The organism is Candidatus Krumholzibacteriia bacterium (assembly GCA_035268685.1).
Classification (GTDB): domain Bacteria; phylum Krumholzibacteriota; class Krumholzibacteriia; order JAJRXK01; family JAJRXK01; genus JAJRXK01.
Genome location: DATFKK010000170.1, coordinates 46023 through 72145 on the forward strand (window position 1 = coordinate 46023; position 26123 = coordinate 72145).

15 protein-coding genes are annotated in these 26123 nt (G+C 68.0%); 7 read left to right on the forward strand and 8 right to left on the reverse strand.

What is annotated here, in order from left to right; all coding sequences use genetic code 11:
- Positions 1–155: 155 nt before the first annotated feature.
- The 3 genes from VKA86_15960 to VKA86_15970 all read right to left on the reverse strand — a co-directional run bounded on the left by VKA86_15960 (position 156) and on the right by VKA86_15970 (position 5921).
- Positions 156–2039 (reverse strand): S8 family serine peptidase, encoded by a 1884-nt coding sequence (locus VKA86_15960; GenBank protein ID HKK72701.1) that lies wholly within the window; start codon positions 2037–2039, stop codon positions 156–158.
- Positions 2040–2167: 128 nt separating this feature from the next.
- Entirely contained in the window at positions 2168–4417 is a 2250-nt protein-coding gene (locus VKA86_15965; protein ID HKK72702.1) for an FG-GAP-like repeat-containing protein, read from the reverse strand.
- A 31-nt stretch (positions 4418–4448) separates the two neighbouring features.
- Positions 4449–5921 (reverse strand): cytochrome c peroxidase, encoded by a 1473-nt coding sequence (locus VKA86_15970; protein HKK72703.1) that lies wholly within the window; start codon positions 5919–5921, stop codon positions 4449–4451.
- A gap of 435 nt (positions 5922–6356) precedes the next feature.
- Here VKA86_15970 and VKA86_15975 point away from each other — a divergent pair, with 435 nt between their 5' ends.
- Positions 6357–6845 carry a PaaI family thioesterase gene (locus VKA86_15975; protein ID HKK72704.1) on the forward strand — a complete coding sequence of 163 codons (489 nt, stop codon included), beginning with the start codon at positions 6357–6359 and terminating at the stop codon, positions 6843–6845.
- 207 nt (positions 6846–7052) lie between these two features.
- Entirely contained in the window at positions 7053–8096 is a 1044-nt protein-coding gene (locus tag VKA86_15980) for a WYL domain-containing protein (protein HKK72705.1), read from the forward strand.
- Here VKA86_15980 and VKA86_15985 read toward each other — a convergent pair.
- From VKA86_15985 to VKA86_16005, 5 genes are all read right to left on the reverse strand, one after another.
- Complete coding sequence (locus VKA86_15985) at positions 8051–9040, reverse strand: D-cysteine desulfhydrase family protein (protein ID HKK72706.1); 990 nt, start codon at positions 9038–9040, stop codon at positions 8051–8053. The two genes, VKA86_15980 and VKA86_15985, sit on opposite strands and share 46 nt — an antisense overlap.
- 4 nt (positions 9041–9044) lie before the next feature.
- Positions 9045–10073, reverse strand: coding sequence for a glycosyl hydrolase 53 family protein (locus tag VKA86_15990; GenBank protein HKK72707.1), 1029 nt, complete (start codon positions 10071–10073; stop codon positions 9045–9047).
- 5 nt (positions 10074–10078) lie between these two features.
- A complete protein-coding gene (gene pip, locus VKA86_15995; GenBank protein HKK72708.1) occupies positions 10079–11029 on the reverse strand; it encodes a prolyl aminopeptidase in 951 nt (316 codons plus the stop codon).
- A 61-nt stretch (positions 11030–11090) separates the two neighbouring features.
- Positions 11091–13802 carry a M1 family aminopeptidase gene (locus VKA86_16000; protein HKK72709.1) on the reverse strand — a complete coding sequence of 904 codons (2712 nt, stop codon included), beginning with the start codon at positions 13800–13802 and terminating at the stop codon, positions 11091–11093.
- 164 nt (positions 13803–13966) lie between these two features.
- Entirely contained in the window at positions 13967–15349 is a 1383-nt protein-coding gene (locus VKA86_16005; GenBank protein ID HKK72710.1) for an AbgT family transporter, read from the reverse strand.
- A gap of 268 nt (positions 15350–15617) precedes the next feature.
- Here VKA86_16005 and VKA86_16010 point away from each other — a divergent pair, with 268 nt between their 5' ends.
- The 5 genes from VKA86_16010 (at position 15618) to VKA86_16030 (ending at position 26081) form a co-directional block, all read left to right on the forward strand.
- A complete protein-coding gene (locus tag VKA86_16010; GenBank protein ID HKK72711.1) occupies positions 15618–16706 on the forward strand; it encodes an efflux RND transporter periplasmic adaptor subunit in 1089 nt (362 codons plus the stop codon).
- On the forward strand, positions 16703–20281 hold the full coding sequence (locus VKA86_16015) for an efflux RND transporter permease subunit (GenBank protein ID HKK72712.1): 3579 nt from the start codon (positions 16703–16705) through the stop codon (positions 20279–20281). The genes VKA86_16010 and VKA86_16015 overlap by 4 nt, the downstream gene beginning before the upstream one ends.
- A complete protein-coding gene (locus VKA86_16020; protein ID HKK72713.1) occupies positions 20278–23517 on the forward strand; it encodes an efflux RND transporter permease subunit in 3240 nt (1079 codons plus the stop codon). Before VKA86_16015 ends, VKA86_16020 begins: the two co-directional genes overlap by 4 nt.
- Positions 23518–23603: 86 nt before the next feature.
- Positions 23604–25163, forward strand: coding sequence for an AbgT family transporter (locus VKA86_16025; GenBank protein ID HKK72714.1), 1560 nt, complete (start codon positions 23604–23606; stop codon positions 25161–25163).
- 372 nt (positions 25164–25535) lie between these two features.
- Complete coding sequence (locus VKA86_16030; GenBank protein ID HKK72715.1) at positions 25536–26081, forward strand: cytochrome c family protein; 546 nt, start codon at positions 25536–25538, stop codon at positions 26079–26081.
- The last annotated feature ends 42 nt before the right edge of the window (positions 26082–26123 follow it).

Genomic DNA, 26123 nt, shown 5'->3' on the forward strand with positions numbered 1-26123 from the left:
GACGGATCCGGGAGGCCGACCGCGCCGCACACCCGTGGGCGCGCGAAGGAGGGCGCGGCCGCTGCACTCCCGGTCTCCTTCACAGGATTCCGGGAGTGCGGGCCCGTGTCAAGATGGTGCGGCGTCGGTTGATGCGGCCGCACCAGCCGGGGTGCTCACCGCCGCGACCTGACCGGCATCTCGTCGAGGGCCGCGATCCCGTTCTTCGGGTGGATCCGTCGGACCTCACGGTCTCCGGCCATGATCACGTCGGCGGTGTCGATGATCAGCTGTTTCACGGTGATCGGGTCGAGGTCGGGCCGGATCGCCAGGATCTTGGCGGCCAGGTTGGCCACGTTCGGCGAGGCCATCGACGTGCCGTTCAGGGCGAGGCGGTCGCCGCCCGGGACGTAGCTGTCGACGTCGAAGCCGCTCGCGTAGACGTCGACCTTGCCGAAGGTGGTGAACGAGGTCTCCTCGCCCGCCTGGTCGACGGCACCCACGGTCATGATGTTGGGCAGTTCGATCGAACTCGGAACGAACTCCTCGAACACGTTGTCGTTGTCGGAGTTACCGGCGGCGACGCAGAACAGGACGTCGGGAGCCTCGGCCATGGCCTCGGTCAACGCCTGCTTGCCGATCTCGAAGTACTCGCGGGCCAGGGCCTTGCGCTGCTCGGGGTCGGCCGGGTCGTTGTGCGCGGCGAGCGCGGCCTCGATGTCGGCCACGCTGCCGCCCCAGCTCATGTTGACCACGCGCACGCCGTGGTCGCGGAAGTAGGCGACGACGGCGCGGTACGAGTCGGCCCAGCGCTCGATGCGTTCGCGGGTGGGCTTCGGCGGGATCATCTCGTGGTCGAAGCTGAGGCGGGCGTTCATGATCCGGGCGGCGGGGTTGCCCTCGGCGGCGATCCCGGCCACGTGCGTACCGTGCGAGTGGTTGCCGTAGGCGTTGATCGCCTCCATGAAGGGTTCGACCTCGTCGGTACCGAGTTCGTCGATCCGCTCCTTGAGGGCGTCGGCCTCGGGGCTGTCGATCGACATCTGGACGTCACGCAGTCCCTTCATCTGCCGCTGCAACCGCCGCGGATCGTCGATCTCGCCGACGGGGTACAGGGGCTCGGTGGCGCTCCGGGCCTCGGTGTCGAAGTAGATCCCGTGGACGTCGTCCACGTAGCCATTGCCGTCGTCGTCGGTGCCGTTGTCGGCGACCTCGCCGGGATTCGTCCAGATCTGGTCGAGTTCGGCGAAGACTCTCTCGTCGACGCCCGAATCCCACACGCCGATCACGACCTCGGTGAGATCGTCGCGGCCGGAGAGGTCGACCGATCGGGCCTGCCAGATGTCCTGCTTCTCGACGGCGTGGGCGTCGAGGAAGTCGGCGTACACGCCGGCGATGACGTCCTTGTGGGGTAGCATCATGTGCACGGCGAAGCCCTGCTGGACGAGGCTCAGGGCCAGGTCCTTGGTCAGCACGCCGTCGCTGCGGTCGATCTGCGGTTGGACCTGTGCCTGGACCATGCCTTCGAGCAGATTGCGATTCACGATCTCCATCATGCCCTTGCGCTGCTTGAGGTCGGCCTCGACCACTTCGTAGGGGAGGACGTTCACGCGGTCGCGCAGGGCGTCCTCGTAGGCCTCCTCGAACTCGCGCTCGGGCTGCTGGATCGCGTCGATCCAGGCGAGCGCGGTGAGCCCGGCGAGCAGCCGCTGGGCCTCCTTGCTCTCGAGCTCGCGCACCCTCGCGAGGTGCTCGCGGTAGTCGTCGTACCGGCCCTCGACGAGCGCCACCGTGCCCAGAGCACCGTGGTAGTTCTTGAGCGTGGTCGCGTCCTCGATCGCATAGGTCTCGAGGTCGGAGTGGAGATCGGCTGCGACCTCGCGGGCCAGTTCGAGCAGCAGGTCGCGGTCCTCGAGCAGGTCCACGGCCGCGCCGTCGATGGTGTAGGTGTGCCGCGGGAGGTCGTCCGCGCGCTCGATGGGGATCTTCTCGGCGTGGGCGTCGGCGACGACGAACAGGACGGCGAGCGCGGTCAGGGCGCGGAGGGCGAACCGGAGCATCGGGAATCCTCGGTTGGGGGCGAGCGGTGGACCCGTACAGTACGTCCAGCTGGGGATCGGGTTACGGCGGGACGACGAAGGGGCCGCTCCCGGCACGGAACGGCCCCGAGAGACTGCCGCCGTCGGGCTCAGCGCGCAAGCACCATGCGGCGGGCGCTGGTGCCGTCGTCGCTGATCAGGGAGTACAGGTACACCCCGCTCGACACGGGCCGGCCGGTGTCGTCCAGGCCGTCCCAGTCGGCGTGCAGCTTCCCGGGCTCGACGACGTCGTCGACGAGGGTCCGCACCTGACGACCGCGGGCGTCGTGGATCACCAGGCGGGCGTGCATGCGGCGCGGCACGCTGAACTCGATGCGTGTCGAAGGATTGAAGGGGTTCGGATAGTTCTGCCCGACCTCGGCCCGGCGCGGCGCGGGCGTGGTGCCGGCCGTGACCTCGGCCACGGTGCTCTGGATCTCGTCGCCGCTCGCCAGGCGAAGCGCCAGCCGGTAGCGGTAACTGCGGCCGATGACGGCCGTCGGGTCGAAGACCTCGCCGCCGGCCGCGCGCAGCGTGACCTCGACGTCGTCGAGGCGCACGAAGCGCTCGGGGGTGCGGGCCTCGGCGCGGTCGACCGCCACGTCCACGATCCGCACGCCGGGGGCCGAGCGCCACTCGAGCAGCACGCCCCGTCCGAAGGGGCGGGCCGCGAAGGTCGAAAGGGCGGTCGCCACCGGCGTCGCCTCGCCCTGGCCCTCGATCAGCCGGTAGAAGCGGTTGGCCTCGATACCGGAGAACTCCTCCATCGCGCCGCCGGGCCACTTCACCTCGACCGACTCGACGTCACCCCAGCCGAGACCGAACTCGACCTCGAGCGAGGGGTGGCTCATGAAGCTCGTTCCCGCGTGCACCTCGCGCATCATGGTCACGCCCGCCGTGGTGGTCAGGTAGACCTTCGCGCCGATCCCCATGCGGTTGGTGACGCCGCCGTCGCCCACGCGTCCCTCGAGCCGCAGGTTCACCCAGTTGTGGCCGGTGTCCTGGTCGTTGCGGAACACCATGCTGTGGCCGGTGAAGACCTGCGTGTAGTCCTGCGGCGTGGGGTCGTAGTAGGTGTTGTTCGTGGTCACCACGTCGAGGTCGCCGTCGCGGTCGAGGTCGCCGGTCGCCAGTCCGCGGCCGAACAGACCGGCGTCGAAGCCCGCGCTCTCGTTCGCCGGGGTGAAGGTCCAGCCGCTGGCGGGCCCGTCGTTGATGTAGAGCTGATCGGGGATGTCGAAGGGCTGCGAGAAGATGTTCGAGAAGATGTGCCCACCGGTGAGGATCAGGTCGAGGTCGGTGTCGTTGTCGAGGTCGACGAACTCCACGCCCCAGCAGTTCAGGTCGAACTCCACGCCGGCACTGGCCGCGACGTCGGTGAACGACAGATCGCCGGTCGAGCCGTCCACGCCGTCGTTGCGGTACAGCGCGTTGAGCTGGAAGTTCGTGACGTAGATGTCGAGGTCGAGGTCGTTGTCGTAGTCGGCGATGGCCAGGCCCATGCTCTGGGCCTTGGGCTCGTCGGCGCGACCGTCACCCAGGATCCCCAGGGCCCGGGCGCGTTCCACGAAGGCATAGTCCCCGGCCGGCCCCTGGTTCTCGTAGAAGAAATTGAAGCCGAAGTCGTTGGCGACGTACAGGTCGAGGTCGTCGTCGTCGTCCAGGTCGGTGAAGACACCGGTGAAGCCCCAGAACGGATCGTCCTTGCCGTCGATCACCGCGTCCGGGATCTGGCGCACGAACGAGAATCCGTTCCCACTCTCGTTGCGGTACAGCACGTCGACCTGGAAGCGGTAGTGGGCGATGTACAGGTCGACGAAGCCGTCCTGGTCGTAGTCACCGAAGGACACGCCCATCGACTCGGGCGGAGGGAAGTAGGAACCGTCGAACTCCAGACTTCCCGGCAGCACGGGAACGAGCCCGTACTGGGTCTCGTTCGAGCGATAGCGGTCGCCGCCGTTGATCTGCAGGAGCGGCTGCTCGTAGAAGTTCGCGATCGCCAGGTCCGGACGGCCGTTGTTGTTGACGTCGGCGAAGGCCAGACCGTTCCCCCCGCGGCTGTTCGACACGCCCATCTGCGCACTGACGTCGGTGAAGGTCCAGTCGCCGTCGTTCAGGAAGAGGCGGTTGCCCACCTCGCTGCCGTTGGTGAAGAAGACGTCGAGCCAGCCGTCGCCGTTGACGTCCTCGATCCCCACCCCCGGTCCGTAGAGGTTCTGCTCCTCCAGGGTGAGCGAGCGCGGGTCGTGCTCGAAGCGCATTCCCGTCTGCTCGGAGATCTCGGTGAAGGTGACCGCGGCCGCGGCGGGGAGGGTCGTGCTCACGCACAGGGCGAGAGCCGGGAGCACGAGACGACGCATGGTGTCCTCCGGGACGGGGTCGAGGTCGATCTCAGCGGGCGTCGACGTGTTCGGGTAGTGGGACCATCGAGAAGGGCTCGAGGGCATCGACGATCGGCGATCCGCTGGGCACGCGCGTGGGCACGGTCGGATCCGAACGGCCGTCGATCGTACGGTCGGTCATCGCGTGCATGAACGCGACGAGATCGTCGACCTCCTGATCGGTCAGGTCGATCGGGACCAGGCGGTCGTCGAGCAGGTCGGGGGTCAGGATCGGTCCCGGCGTGCGCGTCATCTGCAGGCGGCCCATGTATCGATCGTAGATCGCTGACCACTCGGGTCGGGTTTCCGGGTCGGGCGGAACGCCCGCGATCAGGTGGAAGATCACCACGTCGCGCAGACTGTTCGCCGTGCCGTGGCGGAACCAAGGTCCCGTCAGGGCCACGTTACGCAGCGTCGGCACGCGGTATCGGTGCACGTCCTCGGGATTCGAGGTGTGCTCCATGCGGCCGATGTCCACGCCGTTGCCGCCGCGCTCCACCGGGTACCGGCCGGGCGCGCGGGGGTTGTCGGCGACGCCGATCCGCGAGAACGAGAAGTCGCTGAACATGGGTCCGGAGTGGCAGGCGGCGCAGTTCGCCTTCCCGTAGTAGAGGTCGGCGCCCCGGAGCTGCTCGAGGGTCAGGGCTCGGTCGTCCCCTCGCACCCACTGGTCGTAGGCGCTGTCGATCGTCACCAGTTCGCGCTGGTAGGCGGCCAACGCACGCTCCAGCGTGTTCTTCCGGACGACCTGCTCGGTCGGATCCGCCTCCGCGGCTTCCCCGGGGAAGGCCTGCGCGAACAGGTCGACGTACTCGTCGATCTGTTGCAACCGGGCGACCATCGTGTCGGCCGCCGCCGAGTCGGAGTAGGTGTGGACGCCGTGGTTGGGCAGGTGGTAGCTCATCTCGTCGATGGTCGCCGTGGGTTGCAGCGACTGACGCTCCAGGCCCGCCGTCCGACCATCCCAGAGCAGCAGTCCGCGGTGGCTCGGCGGACCGCCGGCTTCGGCGCTGTTGAAGCCGACGTTCATCGCGGTGGGGGTGTTGCGCGGCATCAGCATGACGTTCTCGTCGGTGAGCACGCGCTCGGGACCGAAGCCGGACCCGCTGACCCCGGAGCTGAGGTCCACGCCGTCCTGCCAGGCCATTGCAGGGTGGTGGCAGCTGCCGCAACTGGTGTCGAGTCGTCCGGACAAGAGCTGGTCGAAGAACAGGAAGCGGCCCAGCTCCAGGCGCTTCTCGAAGCCCGGCTCCGACGGCGCGTTCTGTGGCGGATACGGCAGATCGCCCAGCTCGAGTGTCTCGAGGGCGTAGACCTCGCGCGGGTCCGGCCCATCGAAGTCGTCGTAGGGATTCGGGCGGTCGTCGACCGGAGAGGAGGGACCGCCGTCGTCCGAGCAGCCTCCGAGCGAGAGCAGGGCCGAAGCGGAGAAGACGACGAGGATGCACGTTGCGAGACCACGTGGCAGACCACGAGGCATCATGACGGTGTCCTTCCTGACGTGTGCAGCATGTCACTGCGCCGGACCCGCGGCGAAACGGGCGGGGAGCGGGGGGCGAAACCCTGGCGCAGCGAACTGAATCATACCCCAGAACAGGGCTCGACGGCAATCCGGAGGGGGGCGGATGGGCACCGGTCCGGCCCGGCCGGAAACTGGTGCTTCTGCATCAGTCGGCACGCCAACGACTTGTCTGGCACGAAGGTCGCATTTCCACAGTTGTCGTCGGAACGGGGGTTGTTATCGTGCCCCTGCACACACGACGTGGATTTCGGGTCCGGGACGAGGCGGAGTGGCTAGAACGACCAAGAGGGACCGCCGTCCCAACCATGTGACAAGCACACCGGTTTCTCTCCCGGACCCCACCATCCCCACGCCCACGTCATCCCGGCGTCCGCCGTCCCCCTTCGCCGAGATCTCGTGAACCAGCGCATCGCTCTACCCTGGAGCCGCTCCTGCTTCGTCTGCGGTACGGAGAACCCCATCGGTCTCCGCGCGCGCAGCTATCTGGTCGACGACCACGTCGAGCTCGCCTTCACTCCGCGGCCCGAGCACGCCGGGTGGACGGATGTCGTCCACGGTGGGCTGATCACGACCGTTCTCGACGAGGTGATGACCTGGGCGGCGATCGTCGTCCGCGAACGCGCCTGTTTCGCGGCCGACTTCTCCGTGCGACTGCGGAAGCCCCTGGTCCCGGGCACACCCTGTACCGCGATTGCTCGCGTGGAGTCGGAGCGCCGCCGCGTGCTCGGCACCGCAGCCGAGCTGATCGGTGCCGACGGGACCACCTACGCGACGGCGTCCGGACGCTACGTCTCGATCCCTCCGGAGAAGATGACCCACATGGAGCAGGAGTGGGTGAGCGAGCCCGGAGGATGGCCGATCGAGAAGCTCTTCGATCCCTCTTGATACACAGAACCGTAGAGCGATCCGTACGACGAACGGCGAGGCGCCCCCGAGCCCGCAGGCTCCCGGTGCAGGCCCGACTCCGGCGCCCCGCCACGTTCGTGACGTGCTCCAAGATGAGGGCACACCGTTCCAGACTACGGAACGGTGGGGCCGTATTCTTCCTGTCCTGCCGAATCCGGCGTACTCCAGGCTCCCGAGGTGTACACCGTGCCGAGCAAGCGCGACCGAGACGCCACCCATGCGAACAAGCTGTTGCGGCTGTTCGCCAAGCTGTTCTTCAACGACCGCGAATACTCGCTCACCGAGCTCTCGGAGATGCTCGAGTGTTCCAAACAGACGGTCCTGCGCCTCGTCGACGCGATCGAGGAGTCCATGGGCCTCGACGTCGAGCGAACGCGTCGCGGGAACCGGAGCTTCTTCCGTCTTCCGAGACGGAGAGCGGTTCCCGCGGTCAAACTCCTGAGCCACGAGGAGCTCCAGGCCCTGCACATGTGCGCGGCCTTCGCCGAGTCGCTTCTCGGCCGTGAGCTCTTCGACGAGGCCACCATGGGTCTCGAGAAGACCTCGGTCCTCCTGCCGGTCGAACAGCCGCCGTCCGAGGAGCACTTCGCCACCTTGAGCGGGGGCCACGTCGACTACGGCGAGCACGCCGACACCCTGCGGCTGCTGATCGAGGCGATGGAGGAGAAACGCGTGTGCCGGGTGCGCTACCGACGTCTCCTCGCCGACCGCGAGCGCACCTTCAACGTCAAACCGCTGAAGATCTTCTCGTACCGCGACTGCATCTACCTGCACACGCGGCGGGCGCGGGAACCAGGGCAGCCCTGGAAGGAGCCCAAGTACCACCCGCTGCTCGCAGTGCATCGGATCCAGTGGATCGACAAGACCGACCAGGTCTTCCGCGTTCCCGACAACTACGACTTCGAGCGCGACGTGAAGGCCGGCTTCGGTGTCTGGCAGAACGAACCCTTCCGGGTGCGTTGCCGTTTCACCGGCTGGGCTGCCGAGTACGTCGCCGAGCGGCGGTGGAGTCCCGATCAGGTGGTCGAGCAGCGCAGCGACCGCTCGATCGTGCTCGAGTTCACGGCACGGGGACGTCCCGAGGTCGTGTCGTGGATCCTCGGTTTCGGGCCGAACGCCCGGGTGCTCGAGCCGACCGACATGGTCGACGAGGTCCGGGCGCAGATGGAGCAGGCGCTCGCGGGCTACGGGGACGAGGACGCGCTCGACGACCGCAGCCAGTCGGCGTAGGGGAACAGCGCCGGCGTGCCGCCGGTGTGCCAGAAGAGGACGCGCGAAGCTCGGGGCAGGCGACCGTCGGCCGTCATCGCCAGCAGTCCCCCGAAGGCCCGTGCAGTGTAGACGGGGTCGAGCAGGACGCCCTCGGTACGGGCCGATCGGTGCACGGCGTCGCGCTCCCGAGCGGTGACCGTGCCGTAGCCGGGCACGGCGAACTCGTCGACGACTTCGATGGCCGCGCCGGTCGTCGTGCCGTCTTCGGTGTCGAGGGCGGCGATCAGCTCCGTGATCTCGTCGCGCAGGTCTCCGTTCGGACCGGGCTCGGGGTCGATCCGGACACCGATCCCACGTGCGTTCAGATCGGCCCGGGCCATCCCGACACACAGTCCGGCCTGCGTGCCGCCGCTGCTCGACGCGAACACGATCGCGTCGAAGTGCAGCGAACGGGCTTCGCACTGCTCGCGCAGCTCGGCCGCCGCACGCACGTAGCCGCGGGCACCGATCGGATTCGATCCTCCGTAGGGCACGACCACCGGTGACCGTCCGCGCTCGCGCAGCGCGGTCACGATCGTCGGCACCGTCTCGCCCTTGCGCGCCTCGCCGCACCAGTGCAGATGCGCGCCGAGCAGGTCGTCGAGCAGAAGGTTTCCGTCGCGCGTGCCCGGGTCCGCGCCCCCGAGTGCGAGGTGGCACTCGAGTCCGGCGCAGGCGGCGGCCGCGGCCGTCTGCCGGCAGTGGTTCGACTGTACCGCGCCCGAGGTGACGAGCGTGTCGGCGCCGCGCGCCAAGGCGTCGCCGACCAGGAACTCGAGCTTGCGAGTCTTGTTGCCGCCGAAGGCCAGACCGGTCAGGTCGTCGCGCTTGATCCACAGCTCGATGTCCAGCTCCGCGCTCAGGCGTCGCATGGGGTGCAGCGGCGTGGGCTGGGGAACGAGTTCGAAGCGAGGCGTGGTCACGATCTCAGTCCTTCCTCGGAGCCGGCGGCACACCGGAGAGCAGATCCCACACGGGCAGTCGTTCGCCCGCGAAATCGATCCAGGCCAGATTCTCCCACGGCGACCCAGGGGCGCTTCCGGCGAGCCACGCGGGCTCCCACGCGAACAGGGCGTCGGTGGCCGGTTGGGCGCGCACGAGGTCGGCGACGGCCGCGAACCAGGCACGCTGCCCGGCGGGTGTGGCCGGGGGGCCGTTGCGAAGTTGTTCGGTGGTGCCCACGACGTTGTGTTCGGCGTCGGCCCAGCCGAGCGTGAAGGGGTACGCCGTCTCCACGATCCACACCCGCCGTTCGCCGGCCGCCCGGGCCACGCGGTCGAGGGCGCGACGCAGCGCCGCGAGATCGCCGTGCCACCACGGATACCATGACAGGCCGACCACGTCGAAGTGCACGCCGGCGGCATCGAGTGCGGTCACGCGCGCGGCGGCGACCTTGCCTTCGGCCTGACCCGAGACGTGCATCACGATGGTGGTGGTGGAGTCCGACCGCGCGGTGGCCGCACGGAGCAGGCGCGTCGCGCCGGCGGACTCGAACGAGCCGTGGGGGAGCAGGATTCCCGGATCGATCTCGTTGCCGATCTGCACGGCGTCGACACGGCCGGCGAAGCCCGCCGTGATCGATGCCACATAGGCCGCGAGGCTGTCGGCCAACACTTCCGGTGCGAGACCACGCCACGCGCGCGGCAGTTCCTGTCGTCCGGGGTCGGCCCAGGTGTCGGACAGGTGCAGGGCGAGCAGGACCTTCAGGCCGTGGCGCTTCGCCCGCGTGGCCAGACGGTGGGCCTGCTCGCGACCGCCGTGCTCGTGGCGTGAGGTGTGGAAGACGCGCAGGCGGATCCAGTCGCCACCGGCTCCGGCCCACGCGGACACGGGGTCGATCCCGGGGTGCCGATCGGCGATGGCCGGCCAGGAGGAGAGGTCCGCTCCCCACATCGGACCCGCAGCCGGTGCCGATCCGACCGCAAGCATGGCGCTCAGCAGCAGGGCCACGGGCACGAGCGTCAATCCAGTGTCGCGAATCGATCCGTGGCTCGGATCAGGTGATCCACGATTCCCGGTTCGCTCGCCGAATGGCCTGCGTCGCCCACGACCTCGAACTCGGCCTCGGGCCAACGCCGGTGCAGCTCCCAGGCCGTGATCATCGGGCACACCACGTCGTAACGGCCCTGGACGATGAAGGTCGGGATGTTCCGGATGGTGTCGATGCCGTCGAGCAGCTGGTCGGGATGGTCGAAGAAGCCGTGGTTCGTGAAGTAGTGGCACTCGATCCGCGCGAAGGCCGCGGCGAAGGTCGGGTCGCCGGTCCGCGCGATCAGGTTCTCGTCGGGGTGCAGCTTGCTGGTGCTTCCTTCCCACACGCTCCAGGCGCGTGCCGCGCGGTCGCGGACCTCGGCGTCGTCGCTGGTCAGGCGACGGTAGTAGGCCGCGAGCAGGTCGTCGCGCTCGTCCTCGGGAATGGGGGCGAGGTAGTGCTCCCAGGCGTCGGGGAAGATGAAGTTCGCGCCCTCCTGGTAGAACCAGTGGATCTCCTTGGGCCGCAGCATGAAGATCCCGCGTAGCACCAGTCCCTTCACGCGGTCGGGGTGCTTCTGGGCGTAGGCCAGGCTCAGGGTGCTGCCCCAGCTGCCCCCGAACACCACCCAGCGATCGATGCCGAGTTCGGTGCGGATTCGCTCCATGTCGTCGACCAGGTGCCAGGTCGTGTTCTCCTCGAGCTCGGCGTGGGGCGTACTCTGGCCGCTTCCTCGCTGGTCGAAGATCACGATTCGGTAGCGCTCGGGATCGAAGTAGCGGCGGTACACCGGATCGCCGCCGCCGCCGGGTCCGCCGTGGACGAAGACCACGGGCTGGCCGTCGGGATTGCCGCACTGCTCGACGTGGATCTCGTGCAGGTCGCTCACCTTCAGGCGGGCGGTCCAGTAGGGTTCGATCTCGGGGTGGAGCGTGCGCATCCGGGGCCCTCCGGTGGTGTGGTGTGCGTCGCGGAAGGCCCCGGGGGAGACGGCGGTCGGGTCAGCGCACGAGCGTGACCTTGGTGTGGTCGAGCGTGTCGCCGGAGCGCAGGCGCACCGTGTACACGCCCGAGGCCACCGCCTGGCCGGTGTCGTCGAGGCCGTTCCAGAGGATCGAACCGTCGCCCTGTGGGCGGACCTCGTCAAGCAGCATTCGCACGCGCCGACCACGTACGTCGAAGACCTCGATCGTCACCCTGGTCTCGCGCTCCAGCGCGTACTCGATCGACACGCGCGGGTTGAAGGGATTGGGCACGGCGCCGCGGATCGCGGTGCGCGTGCGGGGCACGGTCTCGACGTCGGTCGCCATGGGCTCGCCGATCAGTTCGGTGAGGATGAACTCGGTGTTCTGCCGCAGTGCCGTTCGATCCCAGCGATAGGGCCGGCCCACGACATGGGCGAAGTGCCCGCCGGACGCCCGCACGGATCCGCCTCCCTCCGGTCGTCGCCACGCGCCGAGCGACCGGCTCGGGTCGGACGAATCGACGAAGAGGTTCACCGTCTCCGCCTGGGTGAAGACCGGCGACAGCGGCGACGACAGGGTCTGTGTTCCGGTCGCGGTCATCGGGACGAGGCCGGCCAGGTCGGGTGTCGCGTTGCCGACGGTCTGATAGGTGTCGTCGGACAGCTGCACGCCCAGATAGCTCTGTCGCGGTTGGGTGAGGAAGTTCGCTCCCCGGCGGGTGAGCAGCAGCAGATTCCCGCCCTGTTCGAGATAGCTGAGCACGGCCGCCTCGAGCCAGGGTTCGAGGTCACCGAGGTAGTCGTTGCCGACCCACACCACGGCACTGTATTCGCCCAGGACCGACGGGGGGATGGTGCCGGTGCCGCGCGGTGCCGGAAGGGACGACGGATACCCGGACGACGGCGCCGGGATCACGTCCCAGAATTCGAAGGGCTGCTGCCCGGTGAAGACGCTGTCCTGGTAGGCCGGCTCGATGGTGAAGCGGTAGGTGTCCCAGTCGACGCCGTTCACCAGGAGAATGCCGCGGTCGAAGCTCGGGGTCTCGATCCTACGCTCGAGCGCGTGCAGGACCCAGTCGTCGGGATCGATCACGACGTCGGTGACCGGGGCGCCGGCGGTGAAGCTCAGGGTCTCCACGGGCTCGTCGAGCTGCACCACGTGGTCGGTGCTGCCGAGTTCGTCGACCACGCGTAGCGTGATCGGCGTCTCGTACACGTGATGGGTCTGCACCTGCTGCAACGCGACGTCGACGCCCGTCTCGGTCGGCGCCCAGTCGAGCTGGAAGGTCGGGTACCACGGCAGCTCGATCCACTGCGTGAAGAAGGTCGTCAGGTCGCGTCCGCTGACCTGCTCGGCCACCCGGCGCACGTCGTCGGTGCCGGCCACTCCGTAGGTCACGTTCGGATCGCTGGCGTAGGCCTTCATGAAGTCGAAGAAGTCCTGGTCGCCGAGCACGTAGCGCAGCATGTGCAGTACCCACGAGGCCTTGTCGTAGCTGAGGTCGGCGCTGAAGATGCGGGCGAAGTCGTCGAGGCCGTCCTCGGGCACGCGGATCGTGCCGGCGCCGAGATAACGGGCGGCGAGCATCTCGTCGACGTAGCCGGCGCGCCCCTCGCTCACCTCGCGCCACAGCGCCTCGGAGTAGGTCGCGAAGCCCTCGTTCACCCAGATCTCGGTGAAGTCGGTGCAGGTGACCTGGTTGCCGTACCACTGGTGGGCGAGCTCGTGGGCGATGAGGAAGTCGATGCCCCAGCAGCACATGGAGCTGGCCGTCTGGTGCTCCATGCCGCCGCCCCAGGTGAACTGCGCCTGCCCGTACTTCTCGGTGAGGAAGGGGTAGGGCCCGAACATGGACTCGAAGGCGGTGAGCATGTCGCGCGTGGTGTGGGCCGCGTTCAGGGCGCTCGAGGCCTCGTTCGGGAAGCTCCACACGGTGACCGGCATCGTGGTGCCCGTGCTGGATTGCCACGAAAGGGTCTGCTCGGTGTAGGGGTACGCCGCGATCGAGATCAGATAGGTGGTGATCGGGTAGCGCTCGAACCACTCGTAGCGCTTGGTCGCGCCGAGGTCGACCACCCGTTCGAGCGTGCCGTTGCTGACCGCGGTCAGGTTCGACGGCACCGTGAACCTGATCGAAGCCGAGTCGGCCTTGTCGGCCGGCATGTCCTTGCACGGCCACCAGGCACGGGCGCCGAAAGGCTCGCTCAGGCTCCAGATCAGGGGCTGGCCGCTCACCGACTGCACGCCGAAGGAGCCGATCGACTGATCGGGCACTCCCTGGTAGTCGACGTGGAAGACCACGCGCTCGCCGGTGTCGTAGGCGCGGTCGAGCGCGATGTCGATCCGGTCGAGGGAATGGACGAAGCCGGTGCCGGCGCCACCGACGGCGGTCACCGTCATGGCGTCGTCGAGGTCGACGACCACGCGGTCGATGGGTCCGTCGACGACGGTGGTCTCGAAGCCGACGCGGCCACTCACGCCCTCGGTGCCCACGTCGAAGCTCAGGTCGAGGTCGACGAAGGTGACGTCCCAGCGCTCCTGGTTCGGGTCGACCGTCACCCGGCCGAGAGCGTCGCTCCAGCGGGCCGCGGCCGCGGCCTTGCGAGCCGCCTCGGCGTGGCGATGGGGGGCGTGGACGTCGAGGTCCATCGACGCGGGCGGATCGGCCGCGGCGGGGACGGTCAGGATCGTGATCGTGGCGGCGGACACGGCGACGGTCCGCGCGCTGCGGAGAACGGCGTGCAGCATGCGTGGATTTCCTCGGGCGACGGGGCGCGGGGGGAGGGGCCGCCGGGGACCAGCGTTCCTTCACCTTACCCAGAATCCGCCGGCCGTTGCACCCCCGACCGGCACGGAATTCGTGATGCAGGGTCGGGGCCGGACGGCGCACCCCGAGGCGCCGTCGCGCCGGCTCAGCGGTATCCGATCAGCGTCGCCGTGATCAGGGCCAGGGCTCCCAGGGCCCACATCTTCAGCATGAACGGCATGACGAAGCGCACCCACCGGTCGTAGGGTACCCCAGCCAGACCCAGGATCCCGACCAGCACCGCGTTGGTGGGAACGAGGATGTTGGTGAAGCCGTCGCCGAACTGGTAGGCCAGCACCGCGGCCTGCCGGGACACGCCGACGAGGTCGGCCAGCGGCGCCATGAGCGGCATGGTCACGTAGGCCTGCCCGCTGCCCGACGGGATGAAGAAGTTGCACAGGCTCTGGAACACGAGCATGCCCACGGCCGCCCCCTGCGCGCCCAGCGTCTCGAGCGGCTGGGCGATGCCGTGGATGATGGTGTCGACCACCTGGCCGTCGTCGAGCACCACCTGGATCGTGCGCGCGAAGCCGATGAGCAGGGCGGTCGTGGTGAGCTCCGAGGCACCCAGGCAGAACTTCGCGGCCCAGGTGTCGGGACTCAACCGCGCGATCACCGCGATCGCGATCGACAGGCCGACGAAGATCGCCCCCATCTCGGCCAGGTACCAGTGCCACTGGCTCAGGCCGATCACGATCACCACGATGGTCACCACGATCAGGGCCAGCACCGCCACGTGGGTCTGCGTGAAGCGCTTCTCCTCGACGTCCTCCACCTCGACCAGCGAGTCGACGTCGTGCATCAGGCTCTTCGTCGGATCGGCGGTGATCCGGCGCGTGTACGACCACACGTGGTGGATGGCCACGGGCAGGAAGATCGCCAGCAGCACCACCCGCATCGCCCAGCCCGAGGTCGGCTGCAAGCCCGACACCTCCTGGGCGACCAGCACCGTGAAGGGATTCATGAAGGCCGCGCCGTAGCCCACGCCGTAGCCCAGGCACAGGATCCCCACCGCGGTCACGGCGTCGAAGCCCAGCCCGCGCACGAGTACCAGCAGGATGGGCACGAAGGGCAGGTACTCTTCGGCCATGCCGATGGTCGCCGAGCCGACCGCGAAGGCGAACATGCCCGCCGCGATCAACGCGATCGGGACGTTGCGGAACCTCCGCAGCAACCACGAGATCATGGCGTCGACCGCGCCGCTCGCTCGCAGGACCTCGAAGGCCCCGCCCACGAGGAAGACGAAGAAGATGATGTCGGCCGCGGCCGCGAAGCCCGAGGGGATCGCCGTCAGGGCCTTGTGCCAGGGGACACTCGCCGGGTCCTCGACCGGCTCGAAGCTCCCGGCCACGACCTCCTCGCGTCCCTGGGCGTTCGTCTGACGCTCGTAGCTGCCCTGCGGGAGCACGTAGGTGAGGATCTGTGCGATGACGATCATCGACAGCAGCAGGACGAGCGTGTGCGGTACGTGGAACTTCGGCTGGGACATGCGTCGCTGGCCTCGCGGGAGCGGATCGAACGGGAACCGGCGGTGGGGGCGAGGCGTCACACTAGCAGCCGGTCCGCCCCCGGTCCACGTCGGGACGGTCGCGGTCGGACGGGTGCTCGCCCCGGTCCGCGGGGCGCGTTAGCCTGGGTCCGGTGCGTGGTCGTGCTCCGGCGAAACCCTGCCGGATCCCCGCTCGTACCCTTTTCTTGTTCCCCGCACGCCGATCCTCGGCGTGCGTTGTCTCGCATCCGAGTCCCGGAGGCCGCCCGTGCGCCGTCGCTCCTCGTGGTTCATGCCCCTCGCCCTGCTGACGTTCGTCTGCGCGCTCGCCGCCTGCGGACCCGGGGACGGCCCTGGTGGCAAGGACGCCGATGCCGCCCCCGACAGCACCACGGCGGCGGAGGCCAGCGTTCCCGTCGAGGTCCAGGCCGTTGCGCGGGGTCCGATCGAGGCGGTCATCCGCGCGACCTCGACCCTCGAGGCGGAGGAACGCGTGATCGTGTCCGCCGAGGCTGCCCGACGCGTGGTCGAGATCCTCGCCGAAGAAGGCGACCAGGTCGCCAAGGGCGCCCTCATGCTCCGACTCCAGGACGAAGAGCAGGAGAGTATGCTGGCCAAGGCGCGTACCGCGCTCGAGACGGCCCGTCGCGAGTGGGAGAGGCAGCAACGGCTGTACGACCGCGAATTGACCACCGAGAAGGCCTACAACGACGCCCTGGCCAACTTCGAACAGCGCCAGATCGAACTGCAGGACGCCGAGCGCGAACTGTCCTACACCCGAGTGCGGGCCACGATCGCGGGCACGGTCACCCAGCGTTTCGTCAAGCTGGGCGACCAGGTGAGCCCGGGGCAGCAGCTCTTCGAGCTGATCGACTTCCGGTCGCTGCAGGCGCTGGTCTACGTGCCCGAGAAGGAACTGACCCGCCTGGAGCCCGGCCAACCGGTCCGCGTCCGCGCCCCCGCGATCCGCGAAGAGCCCTACATGGCCACGCTTCAGCGCGTCTCCCCGATCGTGGACGCCCGCACCGGGACGGTGAAGGCCACCGTCGACGTGGGCGGTCAGCCGGGTCTGCGCCCCGGTCTGTACGTCGACGTCGAGCTGATCACCGAGGTCCGTGAGGACGCGCTGCTGGTGCCCAAGCGGGCGCTGGTCTACGAGGACGATCGCATGACCGCGTACCGGGTGCGCAGCGGGGTGGTGGAGCGCGTGCCCATCGTGCCCGCCATGAGCAACGACGCCTTCGTCCTGCCGGCGGGTGGCATTGCAGAGGGCGACACGCTGGTCACCGCCGGTCAGGCCGGGCTCAAGAGTGGTGCCCGCGTGGAGATCGTCACGCGGGAGACGGGAGCGCGATGAACGACCCCCGGCCCCGCTCGCAACGGTCGAGCTTCTCCACGCGCCGGCCGGTCGCGATCACCATGCTGTTCGTGGCCGCCGTGGTCTTCGGCTGGTTCTCGTTGGCCAAGCTGCCCGTGAATCTCATGCCGGAACTGACCTATCCCACGATCACCGTGCGCACCGAGTACGAGGGCGCCGCCCCCGAAGAGGTCGAGAACGACGTCTCGCGGCCGATCGAAGAGGCCCTGGGCGTGATCGGCGGCCTGCAGCGGATCAGCAGCGTGAGCCGGGCCGAGGTCAGCGACGTGGTCCTCGAGTTCGACTGGGACGTCGACATCAGCGACGTCACCCAGGACGTGCTCGAGAAGCTCGACCTGGTCTTCCTCCCCGACGAGGCCGAACGGCCGCTGATCCTGCACTTCGACCCTTCGCTCGACCCGATCATGGAGCTCTCGTTGAGCGGCGAGGGTGCCGGGTGGGAAGGCGAGTCGGGTCTGCGCCGCGCGCGTCGCCTGGCCGACCTCTTCGTCAAACGCCAGCTCGAGCCGGTCCGTGGCGTGGCCGCGGTGCGGGTGAAGGGTGGTCTGGAGGAGGAGATCCACGTCGCACTGCAGGAGGAGCAGCTCGAGCGCACGCGGATCTCGATCCAACAGGTGATCGACCGCATCGCGCAGGAGAACATCAACGTCGCCGGCGGGACCATCGAGGAGGGCCGGACGGAGTTCCTCGTACGGACCCTGAACGAGTACGGCGACCTCGAGCAGATCCGGGACACGATCGTCACGGTGATCGACGGCCGGCCGATCCGGGTGCGCGACCTGGGCGAGGTGGCCATGGCGCACAAGGAGCGCCAGATCCTCACCCGTACCGACGGGCGCGAGAGCGTCCAGATCGAGGTGTACAAGGAAGCCGATGCGAACATCGTCGACCTGGCTGCGCGGGTGAAGACCCTCGTGGGAGAAGTCGATCGCGACCGGGAGGCGGCGGACCAGGGGGGACGAGGAGGACGCGGCCGCGGCACGGCGGGGCTCGCTCAACAGGTCTACGACGAAGAGGGTGCCGTCCTGCAGGTCGTGGCCGATCGGTCGCTGTTCATCGAGAGCAGCATCGACGAAGTGCGCCAGACCGCGATCCTCGGTGGGGTTCTCGCGGTGATCGTCTTGTTCCTGTTCCTGCGCGAGGGCCGGTCGACCTCGATCGTCGCCGTGAGCATTCCCATCTCGCTGGTCATGGCCTTCGCGCCCATGAACCTGTTCGGTGTGTCGCTCAACATCATGTCACTGGGAGGTCTGGCGCTCGGCATCGGCATGTTGGTCGACTCGTCGATCGTGGTTCTCGAATCGATCTTCCGATGTCGCGAAGAGGGCGATGACGTGGTGACCGCCGCCGTGCGTGGCACCGACGAAGTCAAGGGGGCGGTGATCGCCTCGACCCTCACCACGATCGCGGTCTTCTTCCCGATGGTCTTCGTCGAGGGCGTGGCGGGGCAGGCCTTCGGAGACCTGGGCACGGCGGTGGTGGTGTCGCTGATCGCCTCGGTGCTCGTGGCGATCTGGTTCATCCCGATGCTGGCCAGCCGCGGGGCACGGACTCCGACCGTGGTCGGATCGGCACCGGTGGGAGAGAGCCGGCGCCCGCGGCTGATCCACTTCGAAATGGGCCGGCGTTTCGCGCGGTCGTGGCGCGAGGCCGGCTGGTTCTCCCGCGTGGTCTTCGCTCCCTGGTGGTGCGTGCGCTTCGTGCTCCAGCTCGTGCTGCACTACACGGTCGCACTGTTGCTCATGCTGATCGTCCTGCTGCTCGGCTGGTCGGTCCGGAGCCTCTTCCTCACGCGCGCGGGTCGGTTGGCGCTGGGCGGTCTCTTCCTGGTCGGATTCGCCGCCCTCCTGCACCGGATGGCCGGAGTGCCGCTTCCCGTCGCGGCCGGGGTGGCGGTGACGATCGCGTTGGCGATCGGTTTCCGTCTCGTGGACGTCGTCATGCGGTGGCTCGACGGCGTGTACCCGGGTGTGCTGCGCAGCGCGCTGAACCAACCACTCGGCGTGGTGGTCGTCGTGGTCCTGTGCTTCTGGGGCACGGTGGAGTTGGCACAGCGTCTCGACAGCGAGCTCCTTCCCGAGGTGCGCCAGGGCGAGTTCACGGTCGAGGTCATGCTTCCTGTCGGGTCTCCGCTCGAGGAGACGGAGCGCCGCCTGAGCGCGATCGAGTCGGCCCTGAACACCGAGCGCGAGCACATCCGGGCACTGGTCGTGACCTACGGCTTCGATCCCGCCCAGAGCGAGCGCAGCGACGAGGGCGAGCACACGGCGCGGTTCAAGGTGCTGCTCGAGACCGGCAGCGGAGCCGAGATCGAGGACCAGGTCGTCGATCGCGTGCGGTCGCGCTTCGAGGGCGTGCCGGATCTCGACGCGACGATCACGCGGCCGGTGCTGTTCAGCAGCAAGACGCCGATCGAGGTCGAGATCCACGGCGACGATCTCGACGCACTGCGCGACCGCACCGAAGGGGTGCGCACGGTGCTCGACGAGCTGCCCGAGCTGGCCGACGTGCAGGCCACGTTGCGCGCCGGGGCCCCCGAGCTGCAGGTGATCTACGACCGCGAGCGTCTCATGCGTTACGGCCTGGACCTGGGCAACGTGGCGCGCCTGGTGCGCGACAAGGTGCAGGGCAACGAGGCCACGCGTTTCAACCGCGTGGACCGAAGGATTCCCGTGCTCGTCCAGTTGTCCGAGGAGGACCGCGCGGCCGTCAGCGACATCGAGGAGATCGTGGTCAATCCCGGCGGGGAGCGGCCCATCCAGTTGGCCGCGGTGGCCGAGGTGGTCATGGGGGAGGGACCGAGCGAGGTCCGCCGGATCGACGGACAGCGGGTGGGTCTCGTGCGCGCGAACATCGAGCAGGGCTCATTGGGGTCGGCCGTCGAGGCCATCCGCGGCACCCTGCAGCAACGCATCGAATGGCCGGCCGATCAGACCTTCTTCATCAGCGGTCAGAGCGAGGAGTGGGATCGCAGCCAGCAGAGCCTGATCCTGGCCCTGGGGCTGTCGATCTTCCTCGTGTACGTGATCATGGCCGTGCAATTCGAGAGCCTGGTGCACCCGCTGGTGATCCTGTTCAGCATCCCGCTGGCCTTCTTCGGCAGCGTGATCGTGCTGCGGGCGCTGGAGATCCCGATCTCGGTGGTGGTGTTCCTGGGCATGATCATGCTGGCGGGGATCGTCGTGAACAACGCGATCGTGCTGGTCGACTACGTGAACCAGCTACGTCGTCGGGGAATGCCGAAGCGCGAGGCGATCGTCACCGCGGGCCGTGTGCGTCTACGGCCGATCTTCATGACCACGGCCACCACCGTGCTCGGTCTGCTGCCCATGGCCGTGGGCCTGGGTGACGGAGCCGAGCTGCGCACGCCCATGGCGATCACGGTGATCGCCGGACTGCTGAGTTCGACGCTGCTCACGCTGCTGGTGGTTCCCACCCTGTATTCGATCTTCGACCGCCTGGCGCCGGTGCGCGCCGACGTCGAGACGGAAGCGGCGACCGGGATGCGCCGTGGTCCAACGCCCACGACCTCCCCCGGAGAGGCCACGTCGTGAACGGCCCCCGCGATCCGAGCCGCGACGTCGCGGCCACGCTGACCCGCTTCGCCCTGCGGCGACGGATCTCGGTCCTGGTGTTGTTGATGACCGCGCTCGTGGTCGGGGGTGTGGCGGCCTCGGGAGTGCCCGTCGAGCTGTTCCCGAAGGGCTTCACGCCGTCGTTCCTTCGGATCCAGATCCCGTGGCGCGACGCACCGCCGCGCGAAGTGCTCGAGAAGATCAGCGAGCCGCTCGAGGAGGAGCTGAGCACGGTCAAGGGGCTTGACCGGATCGTGTCGGTGAGCTCGGTGGGCGCGTCGCGCGTCTTCCTGACCTTCAAGCACGGTACCGACATGGACCTGGCCTACCGCGAGGTTCGCGATCGCATCGAGCGGGCCCGTCGCGAGTTCCCCGACGACGTCGATCGCGTGTTCACCTTCAAGGAAGACGTGTCGGGGATCCCGGTCTCGGTGCTGGGCGTGGCCGTCGATCCCAGTGTGACCGACAGCTACAACCTGATCGACAAGAACATCATCCGGCGATTGGAGCGCGTGGACGGCGTGGCCAACGTCGAGGCGAACGGGCTCGAGGAGAAGGAGATCCTCATCGAGCTCGACCGGGAGCGGACGGAGTCCGCCGGGCTGAACATCTTCGACCTCGCCCAGCAGATGCGCGACGACTCCTTCACCATGGCCAGCGGCCACGTCTACGAGGGACAGAGAAAGCTGTTGCTGCGTTCGGTGGCGCGCTACGACGACATTGCTGCGCTCGAGAATCGACCGGTGTCGGAGACGGGCATTCGCCTGAAGGACATTGCCAATGTCACCTACGGCGAGCCCGACAAGGACTACCGCGTGCGAGCCATGAGCCGGCCCGCCTACGCCATCGTCATCTTCAAGGAGGGCGACGCGAACGTCCGTGAGGTCAGCGCTCGGATCGACGACACGTTCCGGGAGATGCAGGTCGACCCTCGCCTCTCGGGGGTGGAGACGATCAAGATCTTCGACCAGGGCGAGGTCGTGGGCGAGCAGCTCGGGGTACTGCTCCAGAGCGGCATGATCGGCGGAATCGTCGCCGGTCTGGTCCTGTTCTTCTTCCTGCGCCGCTTCCGTGTGACCATGGTCGTGAACCTGGCGGTGCCGCTCAGCCTGCTGATCGCGGTCACGGTCATGTTCTTCGCGGGCGAGTCGCTGAACCTGCTGTCGTTGCTCGCACTCATGGTGTGTGTCGGCTTGCTGGTCGACAACTCGGTGGTGGTGGCCGAGAACATCGACCGGCTTCACCGAGCCGGAGCGCGCCGCCGGGACGCGGCCGTGAGCGGGGCCGGAGAGATCGCCCTGGCCATCACCATGAGCACGCTGACGACCATCGTGGTGTTCCTGCCGGTGTCGCTGGTCGAGGGGCAGGCGCAGTTCTTCCTGCTGCGCATGTCGATCCCGATCAGCGTGGCCCTGGCCGCCTCGCTCGTCGTGGCCATGGTCATCGTTCCGTTGGGCGTGGTGTTGACCCTGCCGAAGGACCGCGACGCCGATCGCGCGCGCAGGCTGAGGGGCCAGGGACCGCGGGGACGGATCGATCGCGCCATGCGCCGGGGCTACGACCTCACCTTCGAACGCCTGAACACTTTGTACAACCGGTTGCTCGCCCGTTCCCTGCGGCATCGCATGGAGCTGGTCGCCCTTCTGGTCGTGACGGCGGTCGCCACCGGCGCCTGGTGGAATGCGCAGGGTCTGGACATCGTCGATCAGCAGGAGGACGAGCGCAGCGGATTCGAGATCGACGTCGACATGCCCGACCACTACACGCTCGAGGAGACCGAGGACTGGTTCCTGCGGGCCGAGGCGCTCGTCGAGGAACACGCCGAGGAGCTCGGACTCGAGGGCTGGTTCCTGTTCCACGGCAAGACACGTGGCGAGCTGCAGGGCTGGTTCGCCACCCCCCGGACGGTCGATCTGACGCCGCAGGAAGTCACACAGCGCGTGGTGGAGATGCTGCCGGAGCGGGCGGGCATGGAGCTGAGCACCGGCCGCGAGAGTCAGGTCGACGACGAGGGAGGCGGCGGCGACACCTGGCGCGTGACGCTGAACGGGGAGGACGCCGACCAGCTCGAGGACGTGGCCGAGCAGCTGGAAGAAGTCTTCCTGAACGTCGACGGGGTGCTCGGCATCCGTCGCGACAACGTCGAGCAGCCCAACGAGCTCGGCCTGGTCGTCGACCGTGACCGCGCGCGCCAGTACGGGGTCGATCCGCGCGTGGCCGCCGGCCTGGTCGGCTACGCGCTCCGTGGACAGACCCTTCCCGACTACCGCGACGAGGGCCGCGAGATCCCCGTCCGCGTTCGCTACCGCGAAGAGGACCGCGACGATCTCGATGCCCTGGGTAGCTTCCTGCTGCCGACGGCCACCGGGGATTTCCTGCCGCTGTCGTCGGTGACCGACGCCCGGATGCTCGATTCGCCCCAGTCCATCGTACGCCGCGACAAACGCATCGCGCGGACCATCACGCTCGATCTCGAGCCCGACACCGCCGACGAGACACAGGACCGTCTCGACGTGCTGCGCGCGGGGGCGAATCTCCCCGAGGGGGTGCGCTTCTCCGCGGCGTCGATCCAGCGGGGGATGGACGAGGATCTCGTGACCATGATGCAGGCTCTGCTGATCTCGGTGGTGTTCATCTATCTGCTCATGGGCATGCTGTTCGAGAGCGCGATCCTTCCCCTGTCGATCATCTTCACCATTCCGCTCGCGGGCTTCGGTGTGTTCTGGCTGCATCTGGCCACGGGGACCGACCTCGACTTCCTGGGACTGGTGGGCGTCGTGCTGCTCGTCGGCGTCGTCGTGAACAACGGGATCGTCCTGGTCGATACGGTGAATCGGCTCCGGGTGAGCGGATTGGCGCGATCCGACGCGATCCTCCGCGCCACGGCCCAGCGCTTCCGGCCGATCATGATGACGGCGATCACCACCATCGGTGGCCTGGTGCCCCTGGCCCTGAACGGCCGGATGGACTCGGGAATCAGCTACACGAGCTTCGCCTACACCCTGATCGGTGGTCTCAGTACCGCGACGCTGCTCACCTTGCTCGTGATCCCCGTCTTCTACACCTTCTTCGACGATCTGCGCAGCGCGGCCACGGGAGTGTTCGGAGCCGGACTCGGGCGGCGGAGACGGCTGTCACCCTCGGTGGGGGCGGCCCGGACCGATCGAACGATCGAGCACGGTCCCGGTCTGGACCAAAGGCCACGGAGCGGCTAGACTGCCCGAGCGCCGGCTGCCCTGCCGCAGCCGGCGTCGCTTTTTTTCCTGCCCAGTCCTCCCCTTCGGCTCGAGGTTCCTTCCTCATGAACGACTCCCGGCCCGGCGAGGCCGCTCCGCGCGACTTCGTCGAGAGGGCCCTGAACTGGATCGAAGTGGCGGGCAACAAACTGCCCGATCCCGCTGTCCTCTTCGTGATCGCCATGGTGATCACCTGGATCCTGTCGGCGCTGTTGGCACCCGTCGAGTTCAGCGACGTCAATCCGACCACGGGTGAGCCGCTCCGGATCATCAACCAGCTCGATCCACAGAATCTCACCACGTTCATGACGAGCATGGTGAACACCTTCGTCACCTTCGCTCCGCTCGGTGTGGTCCTGGTGGCCCTCCTGGGTGTGGGCGTGGCCGAACATTCGGGCTACATCAGCGCCGGACTGAAGCAGATGCTGCAGTTCACGCCGGCGAAGCTGTTGACGCCCATGCTCACCCTGGTGGCGATCGTCAGCCACACCGCGGCCGATGCGGGGTACGTGCTCGTGATCCCGCTCGGGGGCGTGATCTTCTACGCCGCGGGTCGGCATCCCCTCGCGGGCATCGCGGCCGCCTTCGCCGGTGTGTCGGGCGGCTTCAGCGCGAACTTCATCCCCTCGGGGATCGATCCGCTGCTCGCGAACTTCACGCAGATCGGCGCGAACGTCCTCGATCCGGACTACATCGTGAATCCGCTGTGCAACCTGCTGTTCACGGGACTCTCGAGCGTCCTCGTGATCGCGGTCGTGTGGTTCCTCACGGACCGGATCATCGAGCCACGTCTCCGGGGGACCGAGATCGATGGCGACCCCGACGAGATGCCGAAGATGGAGACGCTCGGCGGCAAGGAGAAGCGCGCTCTGACGATCGCGAACGTGGTCGTGGTCGTGGTCTTCGCCCTGCTGATCGCTGTCGCGCTGCCGGCGGACTCGCCGCTCCGCAACTCCGAAACGGGAAGCCTGACCCGGAACGCCCCGCTCATGGGTATGATCGTGCCCCTGATCTTCGTGTTCTTCCTCGTTCCGGGTGTGGTCTACGGCTATCTGTCGGGGACCTTCGCGTCGCACAAGGACGTGATCAAGGGCATGAGCCGGGCCATGGAGACCATGGGCTATTACATGGTCATGGCCTTCTGCGCGTCGCTCTTCACCTATGCCTTCGGGCAGTCGAACCTCGGCGCCCTGATCGCGATCAAGGGTGCCGCCGGGCTCGAGGCCCTGGCCCTGCCGGGCGAGGTGACGCTCGTCGGGATCATCGCACTGAGCGCGATCGTGAACCTGCTCGTGGGTTCGGCCTCGGCGAAGTGGGCTCTGCTCGCACCGATCTTCGTGCCCATCCTCATGGGTGTCGGGCTCTCACCGGAGCTCACGCAGGCGGCCTATCGTGTCGGGGATTCGAGTACGAACATCATCACACCGCTCATGCCCTACTTCCCGTTGATCGTGGTCTTCTGCGCGCGCTACGTGAAGAACACCGGCATCGGCACGGTGGTGTCGCTCATGCTCCCGTACTCGATCGCGTTGCTGATCCTGTGGACGGCATTCCTGGTCGTCTACTGGCTGATCGGGATCCCGCTGGGCTTCGAGGCCGGTTACGTCTATCCGCCCGGGAGCTGATCGACGAAGCGCGTTTCTGGTGTCCATGCACCACGCAACGGGGCCGGCAGATCGCCGGCCCCGTTCTCGTTGTCACACCACCGGTTGTGGTCTTGTGACCCGCGTCACGGATTCGCTGCCTCGGCACATCGGGGGCGGATTCGGGAAAACCTCTGCCGCGACGCCGACTTGCGCCGTCGGCGGCCCGGATTGCAACGACGAAACGCGCAACTCGCTACAAAATCGAATCTTGTAGGCCTCGTCGTCGGGAATGAGACTGTTCGCCGAGAGTAGGACTCCATGAGACCATCGACTCGCGCGCGTGGTCGCCGGCTGCTCGACCCCCTGTTCCGAACCCGGACCCCTGCGGGTCCAGAACCGATGAGGAATCCGATGCGTCGCAGCGCAACGTTGTTCGCGATCGTTCTGACGGCCGGCCTGGTCCTGTCGGCAGGGACGGCCCTCGCCGAGGAATTCGAGTACGTCGGGGCCGAAGGGTGCAAGATGTGCCATCGTGCCAAGACGGGGAACCAGTGGCAGAAGTGGCTGGACGGGCCGCACGCGAGCGCCTACGAGACCTTGAAGAACGATGCCTCGGCCGAGATCGTCGCCGACATGGGCCTCGATGGCAACGCCTGGGAACTCGACCAGTGCCTGGAGTGTCACGTCACCGCGCACGGTGTCTCCGAGGATCGTCTCGGCCGTCGCTACAGCGTGGAGCAGGGTGTGGGCTGCGAGAGCTGCCACGGTCCGGGGAGCGAGTACAAGAGTATGAAGACCATGAGGAGCCACGATGCTGCCGTGGCCGCCGGTCTGGTCGAGATCAGTACCGAGACCTGCACCGACTGCCACAACGAGGACAGCCCCACCTTCAAGGGCTTCGACTACGACGACTACGTGGCCCGGATCGCCCATCCGATCCCGGCCGAGGACGAGTAGCCGAGTCCCTTCGTCCGATCCCGGCCGCGCCTGCCAGTGGCC